We start from the raw sequence: 21185 nt of genomic DNA on the forward strand, positions 1-21185 counted from the left end.
GGAATGACAAGAGTGATTACAGTTGCATCCGGTAAGGGAGGTGTGGGGAAGACAACCATCACTGCAAACCTGGGTGTTGCGCTCTCAACCTACGGTGAAAGGGTTGTCGTACTTGACGCTGATATAGCAATGGCAAACCTTGAATTAATCCTTGGGATGGAGGGAAAATCCGTTACACTGCATGATGTCCTTGCGGGTAATGCTTCAATCGAGGATGCTGTTTATGAGGGACCAAACGGTGTTAGGGTCGTCCCGGCAGGTATATCCCTTGAGGGTCTGAGGAATGTTAAGCTGGACCGTCTGGAGGATGCCCTGGCCTACCTTATAGAGGATACTGACATACTTCTCATAGACGCCCCTGCAGGGCTTGAAAAGGACGCTGTCGCAGCCCTTGCAGCTGCGGATGAACTTCTGCTTGTCACAACACCTGAGGTGCCCTCAATAAGCGATGCCCTCAAGACAAAGATTGTTGCAAGTAAACTGGATATAAACATAATAGGTGTTGTTATAAACCGTGAACAGTACGATAAAACCTTCCTGAGTGTTGAGGAGGTTGAAACAATACTCGAGGTCCCTGTAATTGCAGTTATACCGGACGACCCCGAGGTAAGCCGTGCAGCCGCCTTTGGCGAGCCGATAGTCATTAAGAATCCAAAGTCACCGGCAAGTAACGCCCTCATGGAGCTTGCAGCAGACCTCATTGGCGAGGAATACCAGCCAATTGAGCCTGACAAGCAGGGAGTTATTGCGAAACTCATAAGCGGTTTAATGGGGCGGAGATGATCACCCCCCGGTGATTTATTTTGATGCGTGTTGTCAGTGTCGGGACCTGTAACATGGACTTTATCTTCAGGGTGCAGGAGTTTGTTGAACCTGACTCTGAGATGTACATAGATGATATCCACATCCTTCCAGGGGGTTCCGCCCTCAACTTCGCTGTCTGGATCTCAGCCCTTGGTTTCAGTTCAGACATCGTGGCTGCCACCGGCGGAGACATGTATGGGGAAATAATAAGATCCAGACTGGAATCAGAGGGTGTATCCACAGGGTGTCTTTCTGTGGTTGAAAAACCTACAGGCATGGCCTTCATATCAGTTGATGGCTCAGGCAGAAGGTCAATATATTCATATATGGGGGCCAATGCAGAACTTGAGATCGGAACACCTGAGGGGCGGTGTATCAGGGCTGCAGATGCTGTTCATCTTAGCGGCTGCTACGTTGAAGTTGCACAGAGGGTTGCTGAAATCAGGGAGGTTTACTTCAGTCCAGGCCGCCTTCTGGCAGGCTATGGCCTCGATGTCCTTGAACCGGTACTCAGGAAAACGGAGGTCCTCTTTCTGAATGATGATGAACTTGAGATTCTCACGGGGTCCCGTAAATCAGGGATTTCCAGGTTACTGGGTGTCGGTGTTGATTATGTTGTTGTAACCCATGGACCAGGGGGCGCGTCCTTCTTCTCAGCTGACCATTCCCTGGAGATGAAGGTTGAGGATGCTGGAGCCATCGACACAACCGGTGCAGGCGATGCCTTTGCAGCGGGTTTCATGTCAGAATGGCTCAGGGGATATGAGCCATTAGAATGTCTCAGGGGAGGTCACAGGGCAGCCCTTAAGGTGATTTCAAGGTTTGGGGCTTTTTAATGTCTTTTGAGTTTCGGATTAGTTAATTTTGATGAGGTCTCTGATGTTATCCCGGGACACCCTCCTTATCTCTCTTCTCCCGAAGCCCTCCATCCTCATCCGGTGAACTGTCCTTGGAACAGAAAGGGGATCTGATGGTGCAGAGCTCATGTCACTGTTTATGACAAATCTTTCGGTCCCGTATTCCCTGAGAATTTCTACTGCTTCAGCAGGAGTGAGCTTCTCCGGCTGCACGGTGAGGCCAAGGATACATTCAGTTTCAATCAGATGAGGGAGCACATCCATGTTAACATGCTCAATCACGGCCCTCCTCTCATCAATGTTCTCTCCAACAAGATCTACTATCAGTGGGGTTATCTCGGCCTTTCTGGTGCGCGGGGTGTGCACAATTACAGGGAATCCCAGCTCATCTGCCATCTGCATCTGCTCTATGAAGACCTCTTTTTCAATTTCTGACCCCGAGTCAAGGCCTATTTCACCCACAGCAACAACAGATGAATCCTTAAGGAGAGCTGGAAGTTCTTCAAGGACCCTCCCATGATCAGGGGGTATGGCCCTCGGGTGCATCCCCAGTGCCAGGTGCAGTCTGAGGCCTTTACGTGAGGCCCTCCCCGGCTCAACCATGAGAACTCTCCTCAGGTGTGCAAGGATTACATCTGCTGATAGGGCCTCAAGAGGGTCATGGGCACATGCGATGGCTTCTTCAACACCACTCACAGCCATCAACTCAAAATCCTCGATGGGTCTAGTGTCTGCATGTATATGACTGTCTATCAGTTCAACTCCTCCCTTTTCATTCTATCAAAATATTTAACCCTGAAGGATATAAGTGTAGTGAGAGGAGTGGTGTATGCATGCATGGCGAGATACTCACTGATGTATATGAATATCTTTATGATGACCTTCAGTTCATCCTTAAATCAGCGGCAAGGTTCCGGATAATAGCTTCTCTTCTGGAATCACCGAAAACCTTTGATGAGATAAGGGGGGATGTTAGGGTCAGCCTGCCAGCACTCTACAGTAACCTAAGGCTGCTTATGGATGAGGGTTCAGTCAGGTTGAGGGGGGACCGTTACAGCCTCACCCCTGAGATGAAACTCATGGGACTCTCTGCACTGAAGCTGTTTGATTCTGTGAGGGTTATAAATGGCCTTGAGGATATATGGCTTGACCATGATATAAGCGGGATCCCTCAGGAACTCCTTGAGGATATTGACTGGCTCATCAATTCAGAACTCATAGTGGCATCACCTGCAGATATATACAGGCCCCATAACACATACAGGGAACTTATAGGGGGCTCCAGTGAGATATACGGTGTTTCACCCATATCCCACAGGGACCTCATCGATATATATGAGGGGTTCCTTGAGGAGGGTGTACCCATCGAACTCGTTCTGAGTGACGGTGTTATAAGGGAAATGGTTTTAAATGCAAGCTTCAGTCTTTTAAGGACATCCATTAAAAACAGAAACCTGAGGGTAAGACGTTTTGAAGGTGATCTGAGGGTTGCCTTCACAGTAACCGATAAGTTCCTGTCACTGGGCCTCTTTGATAGGAACGGGTTTTATGACCAGAACAGGGATATCATGAGCACCGATGCCAGGGCCATTGAGTGGGGCCTCCGGCTTTATGAGCACTACCGTGAAAGATCAGAAAAGCTTGGACTCAGGAACCTTACGAAGATAATGCTTTCAACAGGGAACTAGCTGATCTGGAGGGAACCGGAATGAAATTTAAACTGTTATCACCACGTGATGAAGGTGATTTTCAGAATCTCCTTGCTGACATCAGATTTCTGGCCGGCTCACGGGTCAGGTCAAAGATTATATTTGCACTGATGGACGGTGAAAGGTCCATTTCTGATATCAGGAAGAGTATGATGGCTCCAGATTCAACCATAACCCATTCCTTAATGGAATTAGAATCAAAAAGGCTGGTTGAGAGGAGTCAGGATTCCTGCAGATTGACTTCAAAAGGGAAACTTATGGGCGCGGTCCTTTCGAGGTTCATAGCTTCACTGGATGCAGTCAGACTTCACAGGGACTTCTGGAATGAACATTCAATAGAGGTCATACCCCTGGAATTTCTGATGAAGATAAATGTATTCAGGGACGCATACACCCTTGAAGCCAGCCCGGGTAAACTTGAGGAGCCGTATGCAACCTACCTGGAGATGCTGGATAGCTCCACCCACCTCAGGGCAATGCTCTCGGTGTGCCTGCCCCGGCACACAGATGCCATAGGCCGTTTCATTGAGATCGGAGGAGCAGCTGAAGTCATACTCACACCTGACAGCTATCCTGTGTTTATAAGGGAATCGGCCGGTATGAACCTGAAGGAAGCAATGGATTCTGGTCTTCTCATGATTGGAATCCTTGAGGAGAAACAGGAAATATCATATATTGTCTCTGACACCTTTTTTGCGATGAGCCTCAGGAGGGAGGGTCTGACCCCTCAAGTACAAGGGTCATAATGGGTCACGGTGATGAACTCCTGCGGTGGGGTAACGAGCTCTTTGATTATCACTGGAGCCTCTCCACGGGTCTGGACAGTGAAATGCTGGATGTTAATGTGGATGAGGTGGTCCCGGCAGAGGAATGATTTATCCTCTGAGTTTTTCAAGTGTGGGGACCAGTTCCTCGATCTTAACCCGTACCTGACTGCAGTCATCACGGTTTCGAAGGGTCACTGTACCATCCTCAAGGGTCTCATGATCCACCGTAACTGCAAATGGGACACCTATCTCATCTGCACGGGCATATCTTCTTCCTATTGTTCCTGATGAATCAAATTCTGCAATAAAACCTGACCTTCTGAGGTTTCTCTCTATCTCAAGGGCGGTCATCACCATCTCCTCCCGATTCACCAGCGGAAGGACAGTCACCTCAACAGGTGCAACATGGGGTGGGAGACGGAAGTAGGTCCTCTCCCCATCATCCACAAGGGAGTGCAGGAGTAGCGTGTAGATTATACGGTCAATACCAAAGGAGGGCTCTATGACGTGGGGATACACCTTCCTGCCAGTCACAACCTCCTCAACATCCTCAAAACTTACATCATCAGGGAGTATCTCGAATTCACCCTCAAGGATGAACCTTCCCTCTTCATCGAGGGCCTTCTCTATTTCCTCCACATCAACCTCACTGAGGGCACTGGCTATCCTGGCGGCATCCTTACGGAATTTTGGGCCAAGTTTGCCCATGTCTGGCTTCACGGCACGTTTCCTAATCCTCCTTGGCTCATCATATTCTATGAAAACCCTGAGGTCCTCCCCGCTGTGCTGGCTATGGGACCTGAGATCATAGTCGGTCCTGTCAGCTATCCCTATGATCTCTATCCAGCCGTAGGAATCTGTAAATGCCTCAACGTCCCAGCAGTCAATTGCATAGTGCGCCATTTCAGATGGAAGGTGCTGCCTGAACCTCAGGGCATCCTCGGGGATACCTATATCCATCAGGAACCTTTTTGCGAGGCACAGGTGGTATGTAAGGACTTCACTTGAAATCACACCTGCTTCAAGGGCCTCAGCGGCCGTCATATCCACAGTTCCGGATTCCTCCATCTGTCTCCCGGCAGGGTACAGTCTGAGGATGTCCTCCTTAACCTCCTCAAAGTCGGGGTGTGTCTTGTGTTCAGGGTCCACGAATATCTCTGCCTCTGCCTGTGTGAATTCACGGAGCCTTATAACTCCCTGTCTGGGGGATATCTCGTTACGGTAGGATTTACCAAGCTGGACAACGCCAAAGGGCAGGCGGTTCCTGAAGAATCTCAGGAGCCTCTTGAAGGGTATGAATATGCCCTGGGCTGTTTCAGGCCTCAAATAACCTGTCTTCTTACCCCTCGCCCCTATCAGGGTCTGAAACATGAGGTTGTAGCTCCATACATGGGTTAAGTGGCCTCCACACCTGGGACACCTTATCCCCTCATCTGATATAATCTCTGTGAGTTCCTGGTTCTCAAGACCCTCAACGTCGCGTCCGGTGGCGTCCTCAATGATGTGATCGGCACGGTAGACATCCATACATTCCTTGCACTGGGTCATGGGGTCATTGAAGTGGTCAACGTGTCCAGATGCCTTGAGGGCCTCCTCAGGCATTATTGTGGGGGATTCTATCTCATAAAAACCCTCCCTCACAACATAGAATTCACGCCAGCGGTTCATTATCTTGTTCTTGAGTGTTGCCCCCAGTGGACCGTAGTCCACAAAACCTGCAACACCTGAGTAAATTTCAAATGAAGACCAGAGGAAACCTCTTTTCCTTGCAACTGTCATGGTTCTTTCATGGTTCACATTAATCACTCCCTTCTACAGTCTGGAGTTTCTTATCTCATAGTCATCCTTTATTCTGCTTGTCTGGGGCCTTGTCTGGCCGATGTACTTGCTGTCACGTGAGGGGTGCCCGTAGGGTCGCTCTGCTGGAGAGGTCATTGTCTCGAATACTATCTGGCACACCCTCTGTCTGGGGTAGAGTGCAACTGGCATCTTACCTATATTGGATATTTCAAGGGTTATCCTTCCATGGAAACCGGGGTCTATGTACCCTGCTGTGACATGCATGGTTATACCAAGCCTCCCGATGGATGAACGACCCTCAACCCTGGCAACAAGGTCCTCAGGCAGGGCTATGTATTCGTGGGTTGTTGCAAGGGCGAATTCACCGGGATGTATTATGAAGGGCCCGTCCTCAACATGGAATGTCTCCATATAGGACTCTATATCTGAGGGGTCCTTGGGGTCTATGCAGGGTTTCCTTATAACCCGGAACCCCTTAAATTCATTACCTATCCTGAGATCAACCGATGATGGCTGTATCTGCCTTTCAGGGTCATCAAGGGGGTCTATGGTGATGAGGCCCTCCTCGATGTACCTCTTTATGTCACGGTCACTGAGTATCGCCATTAAAAACATCTCCTCTCTAATCTCTGCCATTATCCTCCTTCTTAACCTTGATTTCATCGGGGTTTTCCACGGAGTCAGGGATGCCGCTGCTGTTACCGGCACCCACTATGAGGATGGAGTCTGCATCAGATTCAGAGACGATCCCCTTTATCTGTTCAAGGGCCACCCTGCAGCCCCCCAGGACATCCTCTGGCATCTGACTCATTGCCTCCTCAGGGGACATCTTTATTATGATGGAGTGGGTTCTATGTTCCAGCACCAGGTTCTCTATGAACCACTTCTCAACACCGGACCCGCCGATGGCCACACCCATACCGCAGGCCACCGCCCCGGTCTTCTCGCCCTCAAGCTTTGCAGCAGCATCAACCATTATTATCTCATCAAACTCATCGCGGGTAAGGATTTCCTCCATGGCCTTTATCATCATCCCGAGCCTTGAACCGGGACCTCTGGGCCTCAGAATACCAACTTCCTTCCCCATAAACCTCTTTTTAACATAGACCATTTCATGCAGGTGCTCCCTCTGGTCCCTGTTCTCTATCAGCATCCCTGCAGTGAGGGGACCTGCACCATCACCTATGGGAAGGAAGCGTGATATGGCCCTGCAGCCGTCCATGTAGGCCCTGGCGGTTCGCATGATCAGCGCAAGGTTCATCTGGAGTGCCACAAGGATCTGGAGGTTCCCGGTTTTCCTTGCAAGTTCAAGGTTGTGCCTGAGGAATTTGAGTATCCCCCTCATTCCTGCAGCAACCCTGATGCACATGATGATGGAGGCCCTCCTTTCGGTGTCAGCAGCGGGTGGAAACCTTTCAACAAGTTTCTGGAGCCTCAGATCACCCATCTCAAGGAGCCTGCGGTACCTATCTGCCAGCCCTGCTGGATCAATATCTGATGGCGGGATTATGAAGAATTCAAGGTAATCCTCAAGGGTCCTGGGGTCCTCAGGCTCTGCAAGTTCTGCCAGGATTTTCATGGCATCACCCTCCATATCCTCGAGCTCGGCTATGGCCCCCTCAATGGCTGAGAAGATCCTCATCCTGACAATTGCAGGTAGGAGTATGATGAGGAGGATGAATGCAGCCATCCCAAGGATATCAAGGATACTGAAGGGCACAGAGAATCACCATCAACCTTTCATCCGGTTCTTTATTCTCCTGAGGACTCCCTTGAGCGTGTGGGCCTCCCTTGCGGTTATGAAGGCCCTTCCGGTGATGTTCCTGAACACCCTCGAGGCCACCCTCTGCTTATGTTCCGGGATGTCAATTAGGGAGAGTATGTCATCCATTTCCTCCAGGAGAAGACTCTTCTCCAGGGCAGAGGCCTCTTCAAGGCCCTCACATCTGAATTCCCTATCTCTGAACAGCTCATAGAATATTATGGCTGCAGCATGTGTTATATTCATTATTGGATACTCCTCTGAGGTCGGTACACTCACAACCATGTCGCAGAGACCTATCTCCTCATTGGAAAGACCGTCACCCTCGCGCCCGAATAGTATGAAGGTCCCTGAGGAGGGCCTGATGGCATCTGCAAGCTGTGATGGTCTGAGGGGGATCCTGTCCACGTTGTAACTGCCACCAGGTACGCCGGTGGTCCCCACAAGGAAGTCAGGCTCCAGGGAATCTATCATCTCAGAAAGGTCCCGGTAAATCAGGGCACCCTCCACTATGTCCCTTGCATGCATTGCCTGATAGTAGGCCTCATCCTCGAGTTCACAGGGGTTTATGAGGATCAGGGTCCTCAGACCAAAATTCTTCATTGCCCTTGCCAGGAACCCGATATTTCCAGGGGTTTCAGGTTCGACGAAGACAACGCTGATATTTTCTGCCAGCATTTTCAGGGCTTCCATGTCTTTCCACCCTTTAATCGGAATAGGCAAGATCCAGGAGTTCAAGTATGTTCATGACCCTGACGTTTTCCAGGCCCGCAAGGTCAAGGGAGTCCCTGATATGGAGCTGACAGAAGGGGCATATTGTTACAACAGCGTCAACATCGAGTTCACGTATCATATCTGCCTTCTTCCTGCCGAGGGCCTCTGCTACCTCTGGCTTACCTGACTTCACCCCACCACCGGATCCGCAGCACTGATCAGGTTTCTCCATTTCAACGAATTCGAGGCCCGGTATCTTCCTCAGGATCTTCCTCGGTTCGAATTCGACTCCCTGGCCCCGTTTGAGGTGGCAGGGGTCATGGTAGGTCACCCTCATATTCACTGGCTTCATTTTGATGGTGTCGATTCTGTCTGCAAGGAATTCACTTATATCAAGGACGTTCAGCTTAACACCGTAGCGTGGATAGTCCTTTTTCAGGGTAGCGCCGCAGCCAGCACAGACGGTTATTATGGTATCATAGTCCCTGAGGGCTTTTCTGTTCTTCTCAACAAGGTCCTCAACTATGTCGACCTGCCCGGTCCTTATCATGGGTGATCCGCAGCAAACCTGTCCCTCCGGGACGTCAACATCAAAGCCGTGCTCCCTGAGAACCCTGAGGAGTGCCATTCCAACCTCTGGCATCCGGTAATCCACCAGGCAGCCGGTGAAGAAACCTATCCGTGACCCGGGGTTTTTGCCGACTGATTCAATGAAACCATCCTTTATCCTGTCAACGGATCTTCCTGTTTCTGAGATGAGTTTTTTGATTCTCCTGTGGGCATCGAGGGGCCCGGAACCCTCCCTGCATGCCATTGCCCTCAGTTTTTCAATGGCATCACCGGGCACATTGAGTTCCTTGGGGCAGACCTCTGCACACTTACCGCAGGTTGTACAGCAGTACAGCCCTTTATCCACGCCCTCCTGTGCCCTGTCGCCAGTGTCACGGGGGTCGAAGGCGAATTTGGACAGGTACCTCATGAAGTAGGGCCCGGCGTACTCTGAACTCTCCTTTATAACAGGGCAGGAGCTTATACAGGAGAAGCATTCAATACATCCCCTGAGCTTCTTGGAGTCCAGGTAATCCTCTGGTCTGATCCTCTGGATTCCCTCAGAGGATGCCTGGAGGTATAACTGCATTGACTTTACCTTCTCCTCTATTTCTCCACGATCGACCATGAGGTCCTTTATAACGGGGAGGTCGATGGGTTCTATGATGGCACCATCCTCCACCTCAGCGCGGCATGCCAGCACAACTTCTCCATTCATCTTAACAGCACATGAACCGCACTGCCCTGCCCTGCAGGAGCTTCTGAATGCAATATTGGCTCCGTGAATTTTATTTATTAGTTGAAGGGCGTCAAGGACCTTCATCTTTTCCTTTGAGGGTATTTCATAACTTTCAAGGTGTGGTTTCTCATCTACACCCGGCTCAAATCTTAAAACCCTAATATTTATCATTTCCATCTCCATGCTGACTCATATGAAAAACTTCAGAATGAACTGAATTTTAATTGTTTATCAACACATATTAAGGTTTGTGATTTTAACTGATAATCTTTTAAACAATACAGACATATGTATTCTGGAAGTGCTCCGGGACTGCGCGTGCTGCTGAGTGGTATCTTCATAGTGGTTATCAGCAGTTCAGCACTCAACATAAAATCAAACACCGGAGTCCATCAACAGTTAAAGAGATTTTGTGAAGAATATCATATGGGTTCCTCAGATTGGCGGGATCAGGTTTATACCATCATTAAGGTGATTTAATGGAACTGGAGGATATACTTAACGCCAGAGAGGGCGATAAACTGTTCTTACTTGGAAACGAGGCTACTGTGAGGGCAGCGATAGAGTCAGGGGTGGGGGTTGCAAGCACCTACCCTGGAACACCATCATCGGAGATAGGCAATGTGCTCTCAGGGATCGCAAAGAGGGCAGGAATGTACTTTGAATTCTCTGTGAATGAAAAGGTGGCCCTGGAGGTTGCTGCAGCTGCAGCTGCCTCAGGTGTCAGATCATTCACCTTCATGAAACACGTCGGCCTTAACGTGGCCTCTGACTCCTTCATGAGCACAGCCTACACAGGTGTGAGGGCTGGCATGGTGGTTCTCACAGCCGACGACCCATCCATGTTCTCTTCCCAGAACGAGCAGGACAACAGACACTACGCCCGCCTCGCATGCCTCCCTCTCCTGGAACCATCAGATCCCCAGGAGGTACTGGAATTCATGAACCATGCCTTTGAACTATCAGAGGATTACGGCCTGCCGGTCCTCCTGAGGACAACAACTAGGGTATCCCACATGAGGGGAGTGGTTGAGGTGGGCAGCAGGATGCGTGAACCTTCAGAGGGGTTCTTCAGGAAGGACCCGGAACGATTTGTACCGGTACCTGCCACCGCGAGGGTGATGCACAGGAAACTTGTTGATAAGATGAAGGAACTGAGGATACGTGCAGATGAATCAGAACTCAACAGAGTATTCAATGGGGGCAGTGATTCAGAACTCGGGGTAGTGGCCTCAGGCGGGGCCTTCAACTATGTATACGATGCTCTTGAATCCCTTGGTCTTGAATTACCAGTACTCAAACTTGGATTCACGTATCCATTCCCTGCAGGACTCGTGGAGGAGTTCCTCTCAGGCCTTAAACGTGTTCTGGTTGTTGAGGAGGTTGACCCCATAATGGAGAGGGAGGTCCTTGCAGTAGCGGGATCCGCCCGCCTGGACCTTGATGTCCATGGAAAACTTGATGGCACACTCCCTGAGATATACGAGTACAATGAGGACATACTCAGAAAAGCAATATCAGGGCTTACAGGCGCACCATCAGTTGAAAGGGAATGTGATGTCCCGGATATACCTGAAAGACCTCCTTCACTCTGTCCGGGATGTCCGCACAGGGCTGTCTATTACGCCGTGAGGAGGGCTGCTGATGAACTGGAACTCTCAGGGGATGAGATAATATTCCCGACAGATATAGGTTGTTACACCCTTGGAATAGAGCCTCCATACTCTGCAGCCGATTACCTCCTGAGCATGGGATCCAGCATAGGAACCTCCTGTGGATTCTCAGCCGCGACCACCCAGAGGATAGTCTCCTTCATAGGTGACTCCACATTCTTCCATGCAGGCATACCCCCACTCATAAATGCTGTGCACAACAAGCAGAGATTTGTGCTGGTTGTCCTCGATAACAGGACAACGGCCATGACGGGTGGTCAGCCACACCCGGGCCTGCCTGTAGATGGGATGGGTGATGAGGCCCCTGAGATCTCCATTGAGGAAATAGTGAGGGCCTCTGGAGTTGAATTTGTGGAGACGGTGAACCCCATGAACATAAAAAGAACATCAGAAACAGTTAAACGGGCCCTGGAACATGAATCCGTGGCTGTGGTGATCTCAAAGTATCCGTGCATGCTCTCCTCTGGAGCGGTCCGGGGGAGGCCAATGGCTGTTGATGGGGAGAAATGTGATCTCTGTCTGGAATGCATCAGGGACCTTGCCTGCCCTGCGATGGTGACCCGTGAGGGGGAGGTGTTCATAGACCCTCTAAAGTGCAGGGGATGCAGTGTATGCCTCCAGATATGTCCCGCAGGAGCAATAAAACCGGAGGGAAAAGGATGAACTACAATATTTACGTCTGTGGCGTGGGCGGCCAGGGCATAATAAAGACCTCGGTCATAATCGGCGAGGCTGCAATGAAAAAGGACATCAACGTCGTTATGAGTGAAATACACGGGATGGCCCAGAGGGGAGGGTCGGTCTCAACTGAGATAAGGATTGGTGAAGTCCATGGATCCATCATCCCCGATGGAGAAGCCGATCTTGTGCTGGCCTTCGAACCACTTGAGGCCATCAGGGCCCTTCCAAAGATGTCTGAAGAATCAGAGGTCATCCTGAACACGTCAGTGATACCACCCTTCAACCTCATGAGGAGCCCGCACCCCTACCCGCCACTTGATGAGATCATGTCAACCCTTGAGGAGAGGGCAGGGAGTGTCAGGGGATTCAATGCAGAGGAAATTGCCCTGAAGGCAGGTCACATACTCTCCCTCAACATGGTGATGCTTGGAGCTGCAGCAGCCACCCCGGGATTCCCTCTCGAATCGGAGTCACTGATCAGTTCCATGAGGGATAACCTGCCATCCAGACTGATTGATGTGAATCTGAGGGCATTCAGGGATGGATTCGGGGCTGCAGCTGAGTCCTGAGATGCTGTTAGAATGAGTGTCAGTGTCTGATGCTTCTGAGAGGGGTTTTAGAGGATGAGGATGTCATCCGAGGACAGGACGGGTATACCTGCATCCTCAAGGGCCCTTATGCCCTCATCCACATCCTCTGTCCTTATGACCACAACGGCCTTTTCACCCTTCTTCTCAACGAAGGCATAGATGTATTCAACATTTATGTCATGGTCTGTGAGGACTCCAAGTATTCCATCAAGGCCGCCTGGTTCATCCGGGACCTCCACGGCTATCACATCGTTGACCCTCACAACGAAGTTTCTCTCCTCAAGGGCCCTCCTGGCCAGTTCAGGGTCGGAGACTATCATCCTGAGTATTCCGAACTCGGATGTGTCTGCAATTGAAAGTGCCCTGATGTTGATGCCTGCCTCTGAGAGGGCGTGGATGGCATTCTTCAATCTTCCCTTTCTGTTTTCAAGGAATACAGATATCTGTTTCAGTTTCATTCAAAACACCTCTTAGCCTTCATTCAATCCATTAACCCTTTCTCGGGTCTTCAGTCGAATTTCCTCTTATCTATGACCCTGATGGCCTTACCCTCACTCCTGGGAAGACTTCCGGGCTCCACAAGTGTCACGTTAACCCTGAGGCCTATCTCACTGTGTATATGCTTCTCTATCATCCTCTTGGCCTCTTCAACGTGTTTAACCTCATCTGAGAAGAGCTCGGGGGATGCCTCCACCTGGACCTCAAGTTCATCAAGGAACTCTGGCCTTGTTACAACTATCTGGTAGTGGGGTTCCAGTCCCTTTATCTTGAGGAGGGCCCTCTCTATCTGTGATGGGAACACTATAACGCCACGGATCTTGAGCATATCGTCGCTTCTACCTGTTATCCTGTCCATCCTTACAAGGGTGCGGCCGCATCCACATTCACCATCTCTGAGGGCTGTTATATCCTTGGTTCTGAACCTAAGGACTGGCATGCCCTCCCTCGTGAGTGTTGTAAGGACGAGTTCCCCCTTTGTTCCATTGGGGAGTTTCTCCCCGGTTTTGGGGTCTATTATCTCGGGGTAGAAGTGGTCCTCTGCAATGTGGAGTCCGTTCTTCTCTGTGCACTCCATCGCGACTCCGGGACCTATTATCTCTGTCAGGCCGTAGATGTTAAGGGCTGTGAGGCCCAGCCTCGCCTCTATGGTTTCCCTCATCTCCTCGGTCCACATCTCTGCACCGAATATCCCTGATTTCAGGTTCAGTTCACCGATATCCACACCCTCCTTCTCAAGGACCTCTGCAAGGTAGAGTGCATAGGATGGTGTGCATGTTATCACTGTGGTGCCAAAGTCCTGCATTATCTCAATCTGGCGCTTCGTGTTACCTGCTGAGATGGGGATCACCGTGGCCCCGATTTTCTGGGCACCGTAGTGCACACCCAGACCTCCTGTGAAGAGTCCGTAGCCGTAGCAGTTCTGTATGCGGTCCTTCCTGGTGGCCATGCCCATTGTCAGGGCCCTTGCCATCACCTCAGACCATATTTCAAGGTCCCTGCTGGTGTAACCTGATACAACGGGTTTACCTGTTGTCCCTGATGATGTATGCACCTCCACTATCTCCTCGTCGGGTACCGCGAACATACCGAAGGGGTAGGCCTCCCTGAGGTCATTCTTTGTGGTGAATGGTAGCTTCTCTATGTCATCAAGGGTTTCTATATCCTCGGGGAATACTCCTGCATCTCTCAGACGCTTATTGTAGTAGGGCACGTTTTCGTAGGCTCTTTTGACTGTATTCTGGAGCCTCCTGAGCTGTAATTCCTGTTTTTCTTCCTGACTCATACATTCGGCTTCAGGGTTCCATATCATTTCGATCTCCTTCGATGAGCTTTCTTGTTTTTTCTGTCTCTAAAGACTTATATGTTAACTGTCATTATCATTAATTATAATTTGATGGATTTAAAGGAGGATGTTGAATGGATCTTTTAGTACTCGGTATCGTCGTTCTCATCTACTTCCTTCTTGTGGGCTACGTTGGATACGTGGCATGGAGAAGGACGGAGACCTCAGAGGACTACATGGTGGCCGGTAGAAGGACCCACCCCTACATCATGGCCATGAGCTATGGAGCCACCTTCATAAGTACGGCGGCCATCGTCGGCTTCGGTGGAATGGCAGGTGTCTTCGGGATGGGTATACTCTGGCTCGTGTTTCTCAACATACTTGTAGGTATATTCATTGCATTCGTGTTTTTTGGTAAGCGCACAATGAAGATGGGCCACAACATGTCGGCCCTCACATTCCCGGAATTCCTGGGGAGGAGATTTAACAGCAGATTCCTTCAGTACTTTGGTGGGGCCATAATCTTTCTTGGAATGCCCCTGTATGCATCCGTTGTCCTGATAGGTGCTGCAAGGTTCATTGAAACAACCCTTGGCCTGGACTTCAGCATCGCCCTGATACTGATGGCTGTCATAGTGGCTGTTTATGTTGTTCTTGGAGGTATAAGGGGTGTTATGTACACCGACGCCCTTCAGGGCACCATAATGTTCCTTGGAATGATATTCCTTGTTGTATCGACCTACTACCTTCTTGGCGGAGTTGTGGACGCTCATCAGGCACTCACAAACATTTCACACCTCATACCCGCCAAGGCCAGGGCAATAGGGGCAACTGGCTGGACCAGCATGCCTTTATATGGTAGCCCCTACTGGTGGACGCTCCTCTCAACAATAATCCTTGGTGTTGGTGTGGGTGTCCTTGCACAGCCCCAGCTCATAGTGAGGTTCATGACCGTGAAATCCAACAGGGAGCTCAACAGAGGTGTTCTAATAGGTGCACTCTTCATATTCGTGATGACCTGGAGCGCCTACGTCGTTGGGGCACTTTCGAATGTCTACTTCTTCAGGAAGATGGGCATGATAGCGGTGCAGGCTGCTGGTGGAAACGCAGATAAGATAATACCTTTCTTCATAAAGTCTGCCATGCCCGAGTGGTTCTCGTACATCTTCATGCTGACGCTGCTCTCAGCAGCCATGTCAACACTCAGTGCCCAGTTCCATGTCCAGGGGACTGCCATAGGTAGGGACGTCTATGAGACAGTAAGAAGGAGGAAGGGTGATAGATCCGTCCTCATCACAAGGGGAGGCATAATAATAGCGGTACTTATAGCGGTGGTCCTCGGCTACCTGCTACCAGGAAGCATAGTTGCACAGGGAACAGCCCTTTTCTTCGGGATATGTGCAGCATCCTTCCTTTCGGTCTATGTTGCAGCCATATTCTGGAAGAGGGCCACAAGGCAGGGTGCGATAGCCGGGATGGTTTCAGGAGCCATTGTAAGTCTGTTCTGGCTACTTTTCGAATACAAGAAGACTGCGGAGGCCCTTGGAATCGCCAAGGCACTCTTCGGGGGCCCGGTTATAGCATCGATGCCATGGCCGGTGGTGGACCCGATACTGGTGGGTGTGCCGGTCTCAGCCATCTTCATGGTGGCTGTCAGCCTTCTTACGGAACCACCCTCTGATGAGCACATCCAGAAATGTTTTAACGGAGTTTAGTGGAGGTCAAGCATGGTACTTGGAATACCTGACCCATGGGTATGGGGCGCATATATCCTCTGCATCCTGATAACAGTCTTCTGCGTTATCTACGGCCTGGTGAACTGGAACCGGGGCGGTGAAGATGAGGAAGAACAGATAATGGAAGAACTCAGGTGGGAGGAAGAGGAGAAAAGGATGGAAGAGGATGAACTTGGTCTTTAAGAGGGATCTTCTCCATCTAATCCTTTAATTTTTTTCACCAGGATCTCAGGTTAAACAACAAAGCATGAGAATCCACAGCCCTGAAATTTTTGTTTAAAAATCAGGCCTCTGTGAAGGGCCATGTTAGTTTTTATGTGTGGTCTGTTTTGTTGCATGACTTCAGAGTGGTAGAGAATCAGCTGATGTTTGGGACTAAAAAAATAAAAATAAAAAAATCAGGGTTTATCAGAAAAGACCGCTTTCTTCCAGCTTGCTTTCCATCCAGTGAGCTCTCTTATCCATCTTCTCCTTGACGAGAACCGTGATAATGAAGGTTGCCACAGGGAAGAGGCTGAGAACTGCAATGTTCGTCCAGTAGATGCTCCAGATCACACCACCAACAACCTCCCTCAGGGCGCCAACAGCGTAGGTGAGGGGGAGGTAGGGATGTATCGCCTGGAAAAATGGGGGTAGCAGTTCCACAGGGAATATACCGCCGGTACCGGTAATCTGGAGTACAAGAATTATTATTGATAGGGCCTTACCGGCGTTTCCCAGGGCAGAGGTCAGTGAATATATTATGAGCATGGAGCATACGCTCACATAGATGGATGTGAGCAGCAGTAGCATGCTTCCCGTGGTCTGCACCCTCAGAAACATTGCACCAGCAACAACAACGAGGGCCTGGAATACTGCTATTATTATGAAGAGGCCCATCCTGCCGAAGTAGACCTGGATGCTACTGTAGTCACCGTACTTCACCCTCATGCTTATCATTGCAACTGCGATTATACCGCCTATCCACAGGGATATGGGTATGTAAAATGGTGCCAGTGCAGATCCATAGTTCTTCACGGGATAGATGTGCTCTTTCTCCATCCTCACAGGGCTCCTGAAGTACTCCCTCACAGCGGAGGGATCAATGTCAGCCAGCTTAACGAGGCTGTTGAGGTCATCATCGCTGATCATGTTCAGCTTTCTGCTGGCATCCTGGATGGCTGACCTCATGGTCGGCCATCTGGCGTTTGCAATACCTAGCTTCGCTGAAGCATCCTGCATTGCAGCGTCTATCTCGTCCCTGCTGTCCATGAGTTTGTTGAGGGCGCTGTCCATCCTGTCGATGGAGGCCTTAAGCTTCACAATCCTGTCAGTGGTACCCTTTGTTTTGAGATCAGATTCAATTGTCTGCAGTATCCCGAGAACTGAACTGGCCTTCTCTATATTTGTATCAATCTGGTCAATGGCTGTTTTCAGTTTCGGGTCTCCTGTGGCGGAGTAAAGGCTGGCAAGAACCGCCCGGAGATATTTCATTGAGGTTATTGCCTCTGATAGGTGTGACTCCATGCTCTGGACCGTTGAAAGGGCCTTTGCAGGGTCTTTCCCGATGTAACTTTCAAGGAGGCTGTATTTCTCCTTCACAAAGTTGGCGTTGTCCCTGATTTCTGGTAGATCTGTCTTAAGTGAGGACCACAGATTCTGTCCCTTTTCCAGGTCTGAGTTGGCGGTGCTGAGTGTTTCATCGATTTTACCGAGATTTCCATTAAGCTCATTGACGAATCTCTTTGTCCTCAGTATATCGTCCCTGTTTGCCCTTGCAAGTTCACCCGCTTCGCTTATCTTACCGAATACTATTCCATCAATTGTTTTAACGACTTCACTGTTTATCTTTGCCTGGAGGGCATCTGCCCCAGCGTTTGTTATCCTTGGCGCAACAGGGTTTAACTTGTCATTCACCATGTACTTTATACTTGCCTGTCTGGGGGTCCCGTTCTTTATTGAGAGGAGGTCGGAGCTGAAGTTTCCAGGTATTATGAGAACGGCGTAGTATTTTCCCTTCCTCAGGCCGTCCATTGCATCGGATCGGTCAACGAACTGCCAGTCGAAGTTCCTGTTCTTCCTGAGTTCACTGACAAATTCTGCACCCACGTTCAGGTGTGTGCCATTGAAATCCGCTCCCATGTCCTCATTGACAACAGCAACCTCTATACTGGAGGTCCTTGAGTATGGATCAAGGGTCGCCTGGATGTTGAATACGGCGTAGAGCGCCGGGATGCAGATTATAACTGCGATGACGAAGAGTACAACTGGACTGTTTTTAACGGTCTTCATATCCTTCCAGAATATTTCCAGGGCCTTTCTCATGGGTTTTATGCCTCCAAAAATAAAATATATTTTTGTAAGAAAAACAACTTAATGGATATCATAATATAAAAGTCTTTCGGTGAACTGCATTTAAAATTATAAATACCAATAGGACCAATAATAAATACAGTGATTAAATGGTGGTATTATGAGAATAGTTGAGGAAATGGTTGGCAAAGAGGTTCTTGACAGCTCTGCAAAGGTCATAGGGAAGGTAAAGGACGTGGAAGTCGACATAGAATCCCAGGCAATAGAATCACTTGTTCTTGGGAAGGGCGGAATATCAGAGGGCCTTGGCCTATCAAAGGGTGAAACAATAGTCCCCTATGAAATGGTCAAGAAGATAGGTGACAAGATACTCCTCAAAGGCCCTGAAGAATAGACCCCAGGGGCCGGTGAAGAGATTGGAGCTCAGGGGAATCTGCAGCATCTGCGGGCGTGCAGGTTTTCTTCACACGTGTAGACTTTGCGGGGCACAGGTATGTTCAGATTGCTACGTTCCAGAGCTGGGAGTCTGTAAGATATGCAGGTCAAAAATACAGAGGAACTCAGAAGGGAGCTTATAGAACTTCTGTCTGAAATGGATGTCGTTCAGAGGGGTAAATTCATCCTCTCATCAGGCAGGGAAAGCGATTACTACGTTGATATAAAGAGGGCGGTAACGGAGCCGGCTGTCCTTGACGTTATAGCGAGGTTAATAGCCGATGCGGCCGGTGAAGTGGACAGGATAGCAGGTCCTGCCCTTGGAGCGGTCCCAATAGCCACTGCGGTGTCACTCTACTCCAGAAAACCGCTCCTGATGATAAGAAAGGAGAAAAAGGGATACGGAACATCAAAACTCATTGAGGGGGATCTGCAGAAAGGTGACAGGGTTGCCGTGGTTGAGGACGTTACAACGACTGGCGGGTCTCTTCTTAAGGCTGTTAGGGCAATTCAGGAGAACGGTGGGATCGTTGAGAAGGCATTTGTTATTGTTGACCGTGAGGAAGGGGCTGTAGACGAATTTAAAAGGGAGGGCATAACCCTCATACCCCTCCTTTCGGTATCTGACTTCAACCATTCCTGAACATTCTCTTATTATTTTTTTCACTATTCCCGCAGGTGCTTCACAAGGTGACCGATCTCCGGGACCACAATTTCGATTCCAAGCTTAACCGCGTTGGGCGATCCCGGCAGTGCAAATATGAGGGTCCCCCGGTAAACGCCTGCAGTTGCCCTGCTGAGTATTGCCCCGGCTCCAAGCTCCTTGAATGAGAGATACCTGAATATCTCACCGAAACCATCAAGTTCCTTTTCAAAGATCCCCCTGAGTGTCTCAACGGTTATATCACGGCTCCCGATGCCGGTGCCGCCTGTGGTGAATATGACTGATACCCCTTCATCGATCATGTCATGAATTGTAGAGATGAGCTTCTCACCATCGTCGGGTATCACAGTGTATTCTGAAACACTGTAATCATGGGAGAGTGCATCAACAAGGAGTCTGCCAGATGTGTCACTTTCGGGTATTTCACCGGTCTCCTGGAACTCCCGGTACTTTGAATCACTGAGGGTGATGACACCGCAGCTGATATCCTCTGGAGCTGAGGCCCTGTGCTCCTCCATACTCTGACTTTTCATATTCATCAACCGTCTACTTAATACTGAATTATGGATGTAACAATTTATTTATGTGGGCGTGATTTATAAGTCTTCTGGTTTTTAGCTTACCGAAAATGATTATAATCCCCTTTCTGACAAGGAGAGAAAAGTAATAAAAATTTATGACGATTTGGTCTGGGTAGGGTTTGATATTGGATTGGAGGCGGTTTCAATTCCAATTTAAAAGACCAGAATAAGTTTTAAAAGTCCTGGACCCTACCCGTTTACTATATATTAACAGCACTATTTATAAAGTTTTCGTTAGGTTATTTAAATCAGCATCTGGGAGCCATAATCCAGTTCAAAGGTTTTAAAACCATTTAAATCCAAAAAACATGTTTTTAACACTTTTATTAGATTCTGTGGTAATACTTTTTCATGTCAGCCCGGTTACCATTCAGCAGCTCTGAAGACTTTAAGGATGGAAACAGACATCCACATTTTTGCAGGAATCTTTCCTGGGGCAGTGCAGCTGATTGCATTTTTCCTCTTCATCATCTCAGGGTACATTTATTAGGGTGATCCCTCAAAGCTGAAGACAGAGACCCCCATGCATATTGATAATGTGGTTTTTATGAAGAAGGTTCTTGACGCGTCTGCCTTCATAAATGGATACGTGCCAGAGGGAAGGGAAAATTACACTGTAAGATCGGTCACAGAGGAGATCAGGGATTTCAGGTCAATGATGATACTGGAGGATGCACTGAGGGAAGGTAGACTCAAAATAACCGAACCCGACCCTGAGAGCATGAAGGTGGTGGAGGACGCCATCAGCGAATCAGGAGACATAATGAGACTTTCCCCCACAGACATGGAGGTCATAGGCCTTGCAGTTTCCCTGAGGGGGAAGGATGACGTCACTGTGATAACAGACGACTACACAATACAGAACACACTGAAAATCCTGGGTATAGGGTTCAGGAGTGTTCTAACATCAGGTATAAGGGACACCTACAGCTGGAGACGGGTATGCACCGGGTGCCGGAGGGTGTACCCCCTGGACTATGAATTTGAGGAATGTGAGATATGCGGTTCAAGAATAGTCCGCAAGAGGCACAGAAACTGAAACTTCAGGT

23 protein-coding genes are annotated in these 21185 nt (G+C 49.4%); 12 read left to right on the forward strand and 11 right to left on the reverse strand.

Features of this window, described 5'->3' with window-relative positions; all coding sequences use genetic code 11:
• Nucleotides 1-3 precede the first annotated feature (3 nt).
• Nucleotides 4-783 carry a septum site-determining protein MinD gene (locus tag MTH_RS08820; RefSeq protein WP_010877442.1) on the forward strand — a complete coding sequence of 260 codons (780 nt, stop codon included), beginning with the start codon at nucleotides 4-6 and terminating at the stop codon, nucleotides 781-783.
• Between the two features lie 23 nt (nucleotides 784-806).
• Complete coding sequence (locus tag MTH_RS08825; RefSeq protein ID WP_048061153.1) at nucleotides 807-1640, forward strand: carbohydrate kinase family protein; 834 nt, start codon at nucleotides 807-809, stop codon at nucleotides 1638-1640.
• Between the two features lie 18 nt (nucleotides 1641-1658).
• On the opposite strand, the gene MTH_RS08830 is transcribed toward MTH_RS08825, so the two are convergent.
• Nucleotides 1659-2417: a TatD family hydrolase gene (locus MTH_RS08830; RefSeq protein ID WP_048061154.1), complete on the reverse strand. Its 759-nt coding sequence runs from the start codon at nucleotides 2415-2417 to the stop codon at nucleotides 1659-1661.
• Nucleotides 2418-2494: 77 nt separating this feature from the next.
• Between MTH_RS08830 and MTH_RS08835 the strand changes: the two genes are divergently transcribed.
• Entirely contained in the window at nucleotides 2495-3349 is an 855-nt protein-coding gene (locus MTH_RS08835; protein WP_010877445.1) for a helix-turn-helix transcriptional regulator, read from the forward strand.
• Between the two features lie 61 nt (nucleotides 3350-3410).
• On the opposite strand, the gene MTH_RS10195 is transcribed toward MTH_RS08835, so the two are convergent.
• Nucleotides 3411-3542, reverse strand: coding sequence for a hypothetical protein (locus MTH_RS10195; RefSeq protein ID WP_269889707.1), 132 nt, complete (start codon nucleotides 3540-3542; stop codon nucleotides 3411-3413).
• Here MTH_RS10195 and MTH_RS08840 point away from each other — a divergent pair.
• Together MTH_RS08840 and MTH_RS10200 are read left to right on the forward strand one after the other, a co-directional pair.
• A complete protein-coding gene (locus MTH_RS08840; protein ID WP_394295916.1) occupies nucleotides 3481-4116 on the forward strand; it encodes a helix-turn-helix transcriptional regulator in 636 nt (211 codons plus the stop codon). The two genes, MTH_RS10195 and MTH_RS08840, sit on opposite strands and share 62 nt — an antisense overlap.
• A complete protein-coding gene (locus tag MTH_RS10200; protein ID WP_010877447.1) occupies nucleotides 4116-4244 on the forward strand; it encodes a hypothetical protein in 129 nt (42 codons plus the stop codon). Before MTH_RS08840 ends, MTH_RS10200 begins: the two co-directional genes overlap by 1 nt.
• A gap of 1 nt (nucleotide 4245) precedes the next feature.
• On the opposite strand, the gene glyS is transcribed toward MTH_RS10200, so the two are convergent.
• Genes glyS through tfrB form a run of 5 tightly spaced genes read right to left on the reverse strand, consistent with a single transcriptional unit; the run spans nucleotide 4246 to nucleotide 9872 of the window.
• Nucleotides 4246-5934, reverse strand: coding sequence for a glycine--tRNA ligase (gene glyS / locus MTH_RS08845; RefSeq protein WP_048061155.1), 1689 nt, complete (start codon nucleotides 5932-5934; stop codon nucleotides 4246-4248).
• Nucleotides 5935-5949: 15 nt separating this feature from the next.
• Nucleotides 5950-6543: a dCTP deaminase gene (gene dcd / locus MTH_RS08850; RefSeq protein ID WP_048061156.1), complete on the reverse strand. Its 594-nt coding sequence runs from the start codon at nucleotides 6541-6543 to the stop codon at nucleotides 5950-5952.
• Between the two features lie 16 nt (nucleotides 6544-6559).
• Nucleotides 6560-7657, reverse strand: a complete 1098-nt coding sequence (locus MTH_RS08855; RefSeq protein WP_010877450.1) for a DUF1512 domain-containing protein — start codon at nucleotides 7655-7657, stop codon at nucleotides 6560-6562.
• Nucleotides 7658-7669: 12 nt separating this feature from the next.
• Nucleotides 7670-8392 carry a TrmJ/YjtD family RNA methyltransferase gene (locus tag MTH_RS08860; RefSeq protein ID WP_010877451.1) on the reverse strand — a complete coding sequence of 241 codons (723 nt, stop codon included), beginning with the start codon at nucleotides 8390-8392 and terminating at the stop codon, nucleotides 7670-7672.
• 13 nt (nucleotides 8393-8405) lie between these two features.
• Nucleotides 8406-9872, reverse strand: a complete 1467-nt coding sequence (gene tfrB / locus MTH_RS08865; RefSeq protein WP_048061157.1) for a fumarate reductase (CoM/CoB) subunit TfrB — start codon at nucleotides 9870-9872, stop codon at nucleotides 8406-8408.
• 308 nt (nucleotides 9873-10180) lie between these two features.
• On the opposite strand from tfrB, the gene iorA reads away from it, so the two are divergent.
• Nucleotides 10181-12037, forward strand: a complete 1857-nt coding sequence (gene iorA, locus MTH_RS08870; RefSeq protein WP_010877454.1) for an indolepyruvate ferredoxin oxidoreductase subunit alpha — start codon at nucleotides 10181-10183, stop codon at nucleotides 12035-12037.
• Nucleotides 12034-12624 carry an indolepyruvate ferredoxin oxidoreductase subunit beta gene (gene iorB, locus MTH_RS08875; RefSeq protein WP_010877455.1) on the forward strand — a complete coding sequence of 197 codons (591 nt, stop codon included), beginning with the start codon at nucleotides 12034-12036 and terminating at the stop codon, nucleotides 12622-12624. Before iorA ends, iorB begins: the two co-directional genes overlap by 4 nt.
• 47 nt (nucleotides 12625-12671) lie before the next feature.
• Here the strand turns inward: iorB and MTH_RS08880 are convergent, their stop codons facing one another.
• Together MTH_RS08880 and MTH_RS08885 are read right to left on the reverse strand one after the other, a co-directional pair.
• Nucleotides 12672-13103 (reverse strand): ACT domain-containing protein, encoded by a 432-nt coding sequence (locus tag MTH_RS08880; protein ID WP_010877456.1) that lies wholly within the window; start codon nucleotides 13101-13103, stop codon nucleotides 12672-12674.
• A 50-nt stretch (nucleotides 13104-13153) separates the two neighbouring features.
• Nucleotides 13154-14455 carry a phenylacetate--CoA ligase gene (locus tag MTH_RS08885; RefSeq protein WP_010877457.1) on the reverse strand — a complete coding sequence of 434 codons (1302 nt, stop codon included), beginning with the start codon at nucleotides 14453-14455 and terminating at the stop codon, nucleotides 13154-13156.
• 107 nt (nucleotides 14456-14562) lie between these two features.
• On the opposite strand from MTH_RS08885, the gene MTH_RS08890 reads away from it, so the two are divergent.
• Nucleotides 14563-16143, forward strand: coding sequence for a sodium:solute symporter family protein (locus tag MTH_RS08890; protein WP_010877458.1), 1581 nt, complete (start codon nucleotides 14563-14565; stop codon nucleotides 16141-16143).
• A 12-nt stretch (nucleotides 16144-16155) separates the two neighbouring features.
• Nucleotides 16156-16347, forward strand: coding sequence for a symporter small accessory protein (locus MTH_RS08895; RefSeq protein ID WP_010877459.1), 192 nt, complete (start codon nucleotides 16156-16158; stop codon nucleotides 16345-16347).
• Nucleotides 16348-16572: 225 nt separating this feature from the next.
• Here MTH_RS08895 and MTH_RS08900 read toward each other — a convergent pair whose 3' ends face one another.
• Nucleotides 16573-18468, reverse strand: a complete 1896-nt coding sequence (locus MTH_RS08900) for a YhgE/Pip domain-containing protein (protein WP_010877460.1) — start codon at nucleotides 18466-18468, stop codon at nucleotides 16573-16575.
• 148 nt (nucleotides 18469-18616) lie between these two features.
• Here MTH_RS08900 and MTH_RS08905 point away from each other — a divergent pair, with 148 nt between their 5' ends.
• Complete coding sequence (locus MTH_RS08905) at nucleotides 18617-18850, forward strand: PRC-barrel domain-containing protein (protein ID WP_010877461.1); 234 nt, start codon at nucleotides 18617-18619, stop codon at nucleotides 18848-18850.
• Nucleotides 18851-18991: 141 nt separating this feature from the next.
• Nucleotides 18992-19534, forward strand: coding sequence for an orotate phosphoribosyltransferase (pyrE, locus tag MTH_RS08910; protein WP_010877462.1), 543 nt, complete (start codon nucleotides 18992-18994; stop codon nucleotides 19532-19534).
• 23 nt (nucleotides 19535-19557) lie between these two features.
• Here pyrE and MTH_RS08915 read toward each other — a convergent pair whose 3' ends face one another.
• A complete protein-coding gene (locus tag MTH_RS08915) occupies nucleotides 19558-20088 on the reverse strand; it encodes a MogA/MoaB family molybdenum cofactor biosynthesis protein (protein ID WP_048061158.1) in 531 nt (176 codons plus the stop codon).
• Between the two features lie 595 nt (nucleotides 20089-20683).
• On the opposite strand from MTH_RS08915, the gene MTH_RS08920 reads away from it, so the two are divergent.
• Nucleotides 20684-21175 carry a type II toxin-antitoxin system VapC family toxin gene (locus MTH_RS08920; RefSeq protein WP_048061159.1) on the forward strand — a complete coding sequence of 164 codons (492 nt, stop codon included), beginning with the start codon at nucleotides 20684-20686 and terminating at the stop codon, nucleotides 21173-21175.
• Nucleotides 21176-21185: the final 10 nt, after the last annotated feature.

The organism is Methanothermobacter thermautotrophicus str. Delta H (assembly GCF_000008645.1).
Classification (GTDB): domain Archaea; phylum Methanobacteriota; class Methanobacteria; order Methanobacteriales; family Methanothermobacteraceae; genus Methanothermobacter; species Methanothermobacter thermautotrophicus.

Bases quoted from the DNA above. Each gene is read 5' to 3' on its own strand.
- iorA (WP_010877454.1), top strand. From the start codon at position 10,181: ATGGAACTGGAGGATATACTTAACGCCAGAGAGGGCGATAAACTGTTC.
- MTH_RS08880 (WP_010877456.1), bottom strand. From the start codon at position 13,103: ATGAAACTGAAACAGATATCTGTATTCCTTGAAAACAGAAAGGGAAGA.
- MTH_RS08915 (WP_048061158.1), bottom strand. From the start codon at position 20,088: ATGAAAAGTCAGAGTATGGAGGAGCACAGGGCCTCAGCTCCAGAGGAT.
- MTH_RS08840 (WP_394295916.1), top strand. From the start codon at position 3,481: ATGGACGGTGAAAGGTCCATTTCTGATATCAGGAAGAGTATGATGGCT.
- MTH_RS08920 (WP_048061159.1), top strand. From the start codon at position 20,684: ATGAAGAAGGTTCTTGACGCGTCTGCCTTCATAAATGGATACGTGCCA.
- MTH_RS08835 (WP_010877445.1), top strand. From the start codon at position 2,495: ATGCATGGCGAGATACTCACTGATGTATATGAATATCTTTATGATGAC.
- MTH_RS08890 (WP_010877458.1), top strand. From the start codon at position 14,563: ATGGATCTTTTAGTACTCGGTATCGTCGTTCTCATCTACTTCCTTCTT.
- tfrB (WP_048061157.1), bottom strand. From the start codon at position 9,872: ATGATAAATATTAGGGTTTTAAGATTTGAGCCGGGTGTAGATGAGAAA.
- MTH_RS10200 (WP_010877447.1), top strand. From the start codon at position 4,116: ATGGGTCACGGTGATGAACTCCTGCGGTGGGGTAACGAGCTCTTTGAT.
- MTH_RS10195 (WP_269889707.1), bottom strand. From the start codon at position 3,542: ATGGTTGAATCTGGAGCCATCATACTCTTCCTGATATCAGAAATGGAC.
- MTH_RS08860 (WP_010877451.1), bottom strand. From the start codon at position 8,392: ATGGAAGCCCTGAAAATGCTGGCAGAAAATATCAGCGTTGTCTTCGTC.
- iorB (WP_010877455.1), top strand. From the start codon at position 12,034: ATGAACTACAATATTTACGTCTGTGGCGTGGGCGGCCAGGGCATAATA.
- MTH_RS08895 (WP_010877459.1), top strand. From the start codon at position 16,156: ATGGTACTTGGAATACCTGACCCATGGGTATGGGGCGCATATATCCTC.
- MTH_RS08885 (WP_010877457.1), bottom strand. From the start codon at position 14,455: ATGATATGGAACCCTGAAGCCGAATGTATGAGTCAGGAAGAAAAACAG.
- MTH_RS08820 (WP_010877442.1), top strand. From the start codon at position 4: ATGACAAGAGTGATTACAGTTGCATCCGGTAAGGGAGGTGTGGGGAAG.
- pyrE (WP_010877462.1), top strand. From the start codon at position 18,992: ATGCAGGTCAAAAATACAGAGGAACTCAGAAGGGAGCTTATAGAACTT.
- dcd (WP_048061156.1), bottom strand. From the start codon at position 6,543: ATGGCGATACTCAGTGACCGTGACATAAAGAGGTACATCGAGGAGGGC.
- MTH_RS08900 (WP_010877460.1), bottom strand. From the start codon at position 18,468: ATGAGAAAGGCCCTGGAAATATTCTGGAAGGATATGAAGACCGTTAAA.
- MTH_RS08825 (WP_048061153.1), top strand. From the start codon at position 807: ATGCGTGTTGTCAGTGTCGGGACCTGTAACATGGACTTTATCTTCAGG.
- MTH_RS08905 (WP_010877461.1), top strand. From the start codon at position 18,617: ATGAGAATAGTTGAGGAAATGGTTGGCAAAGAGGTTCTTGACAGCTCT.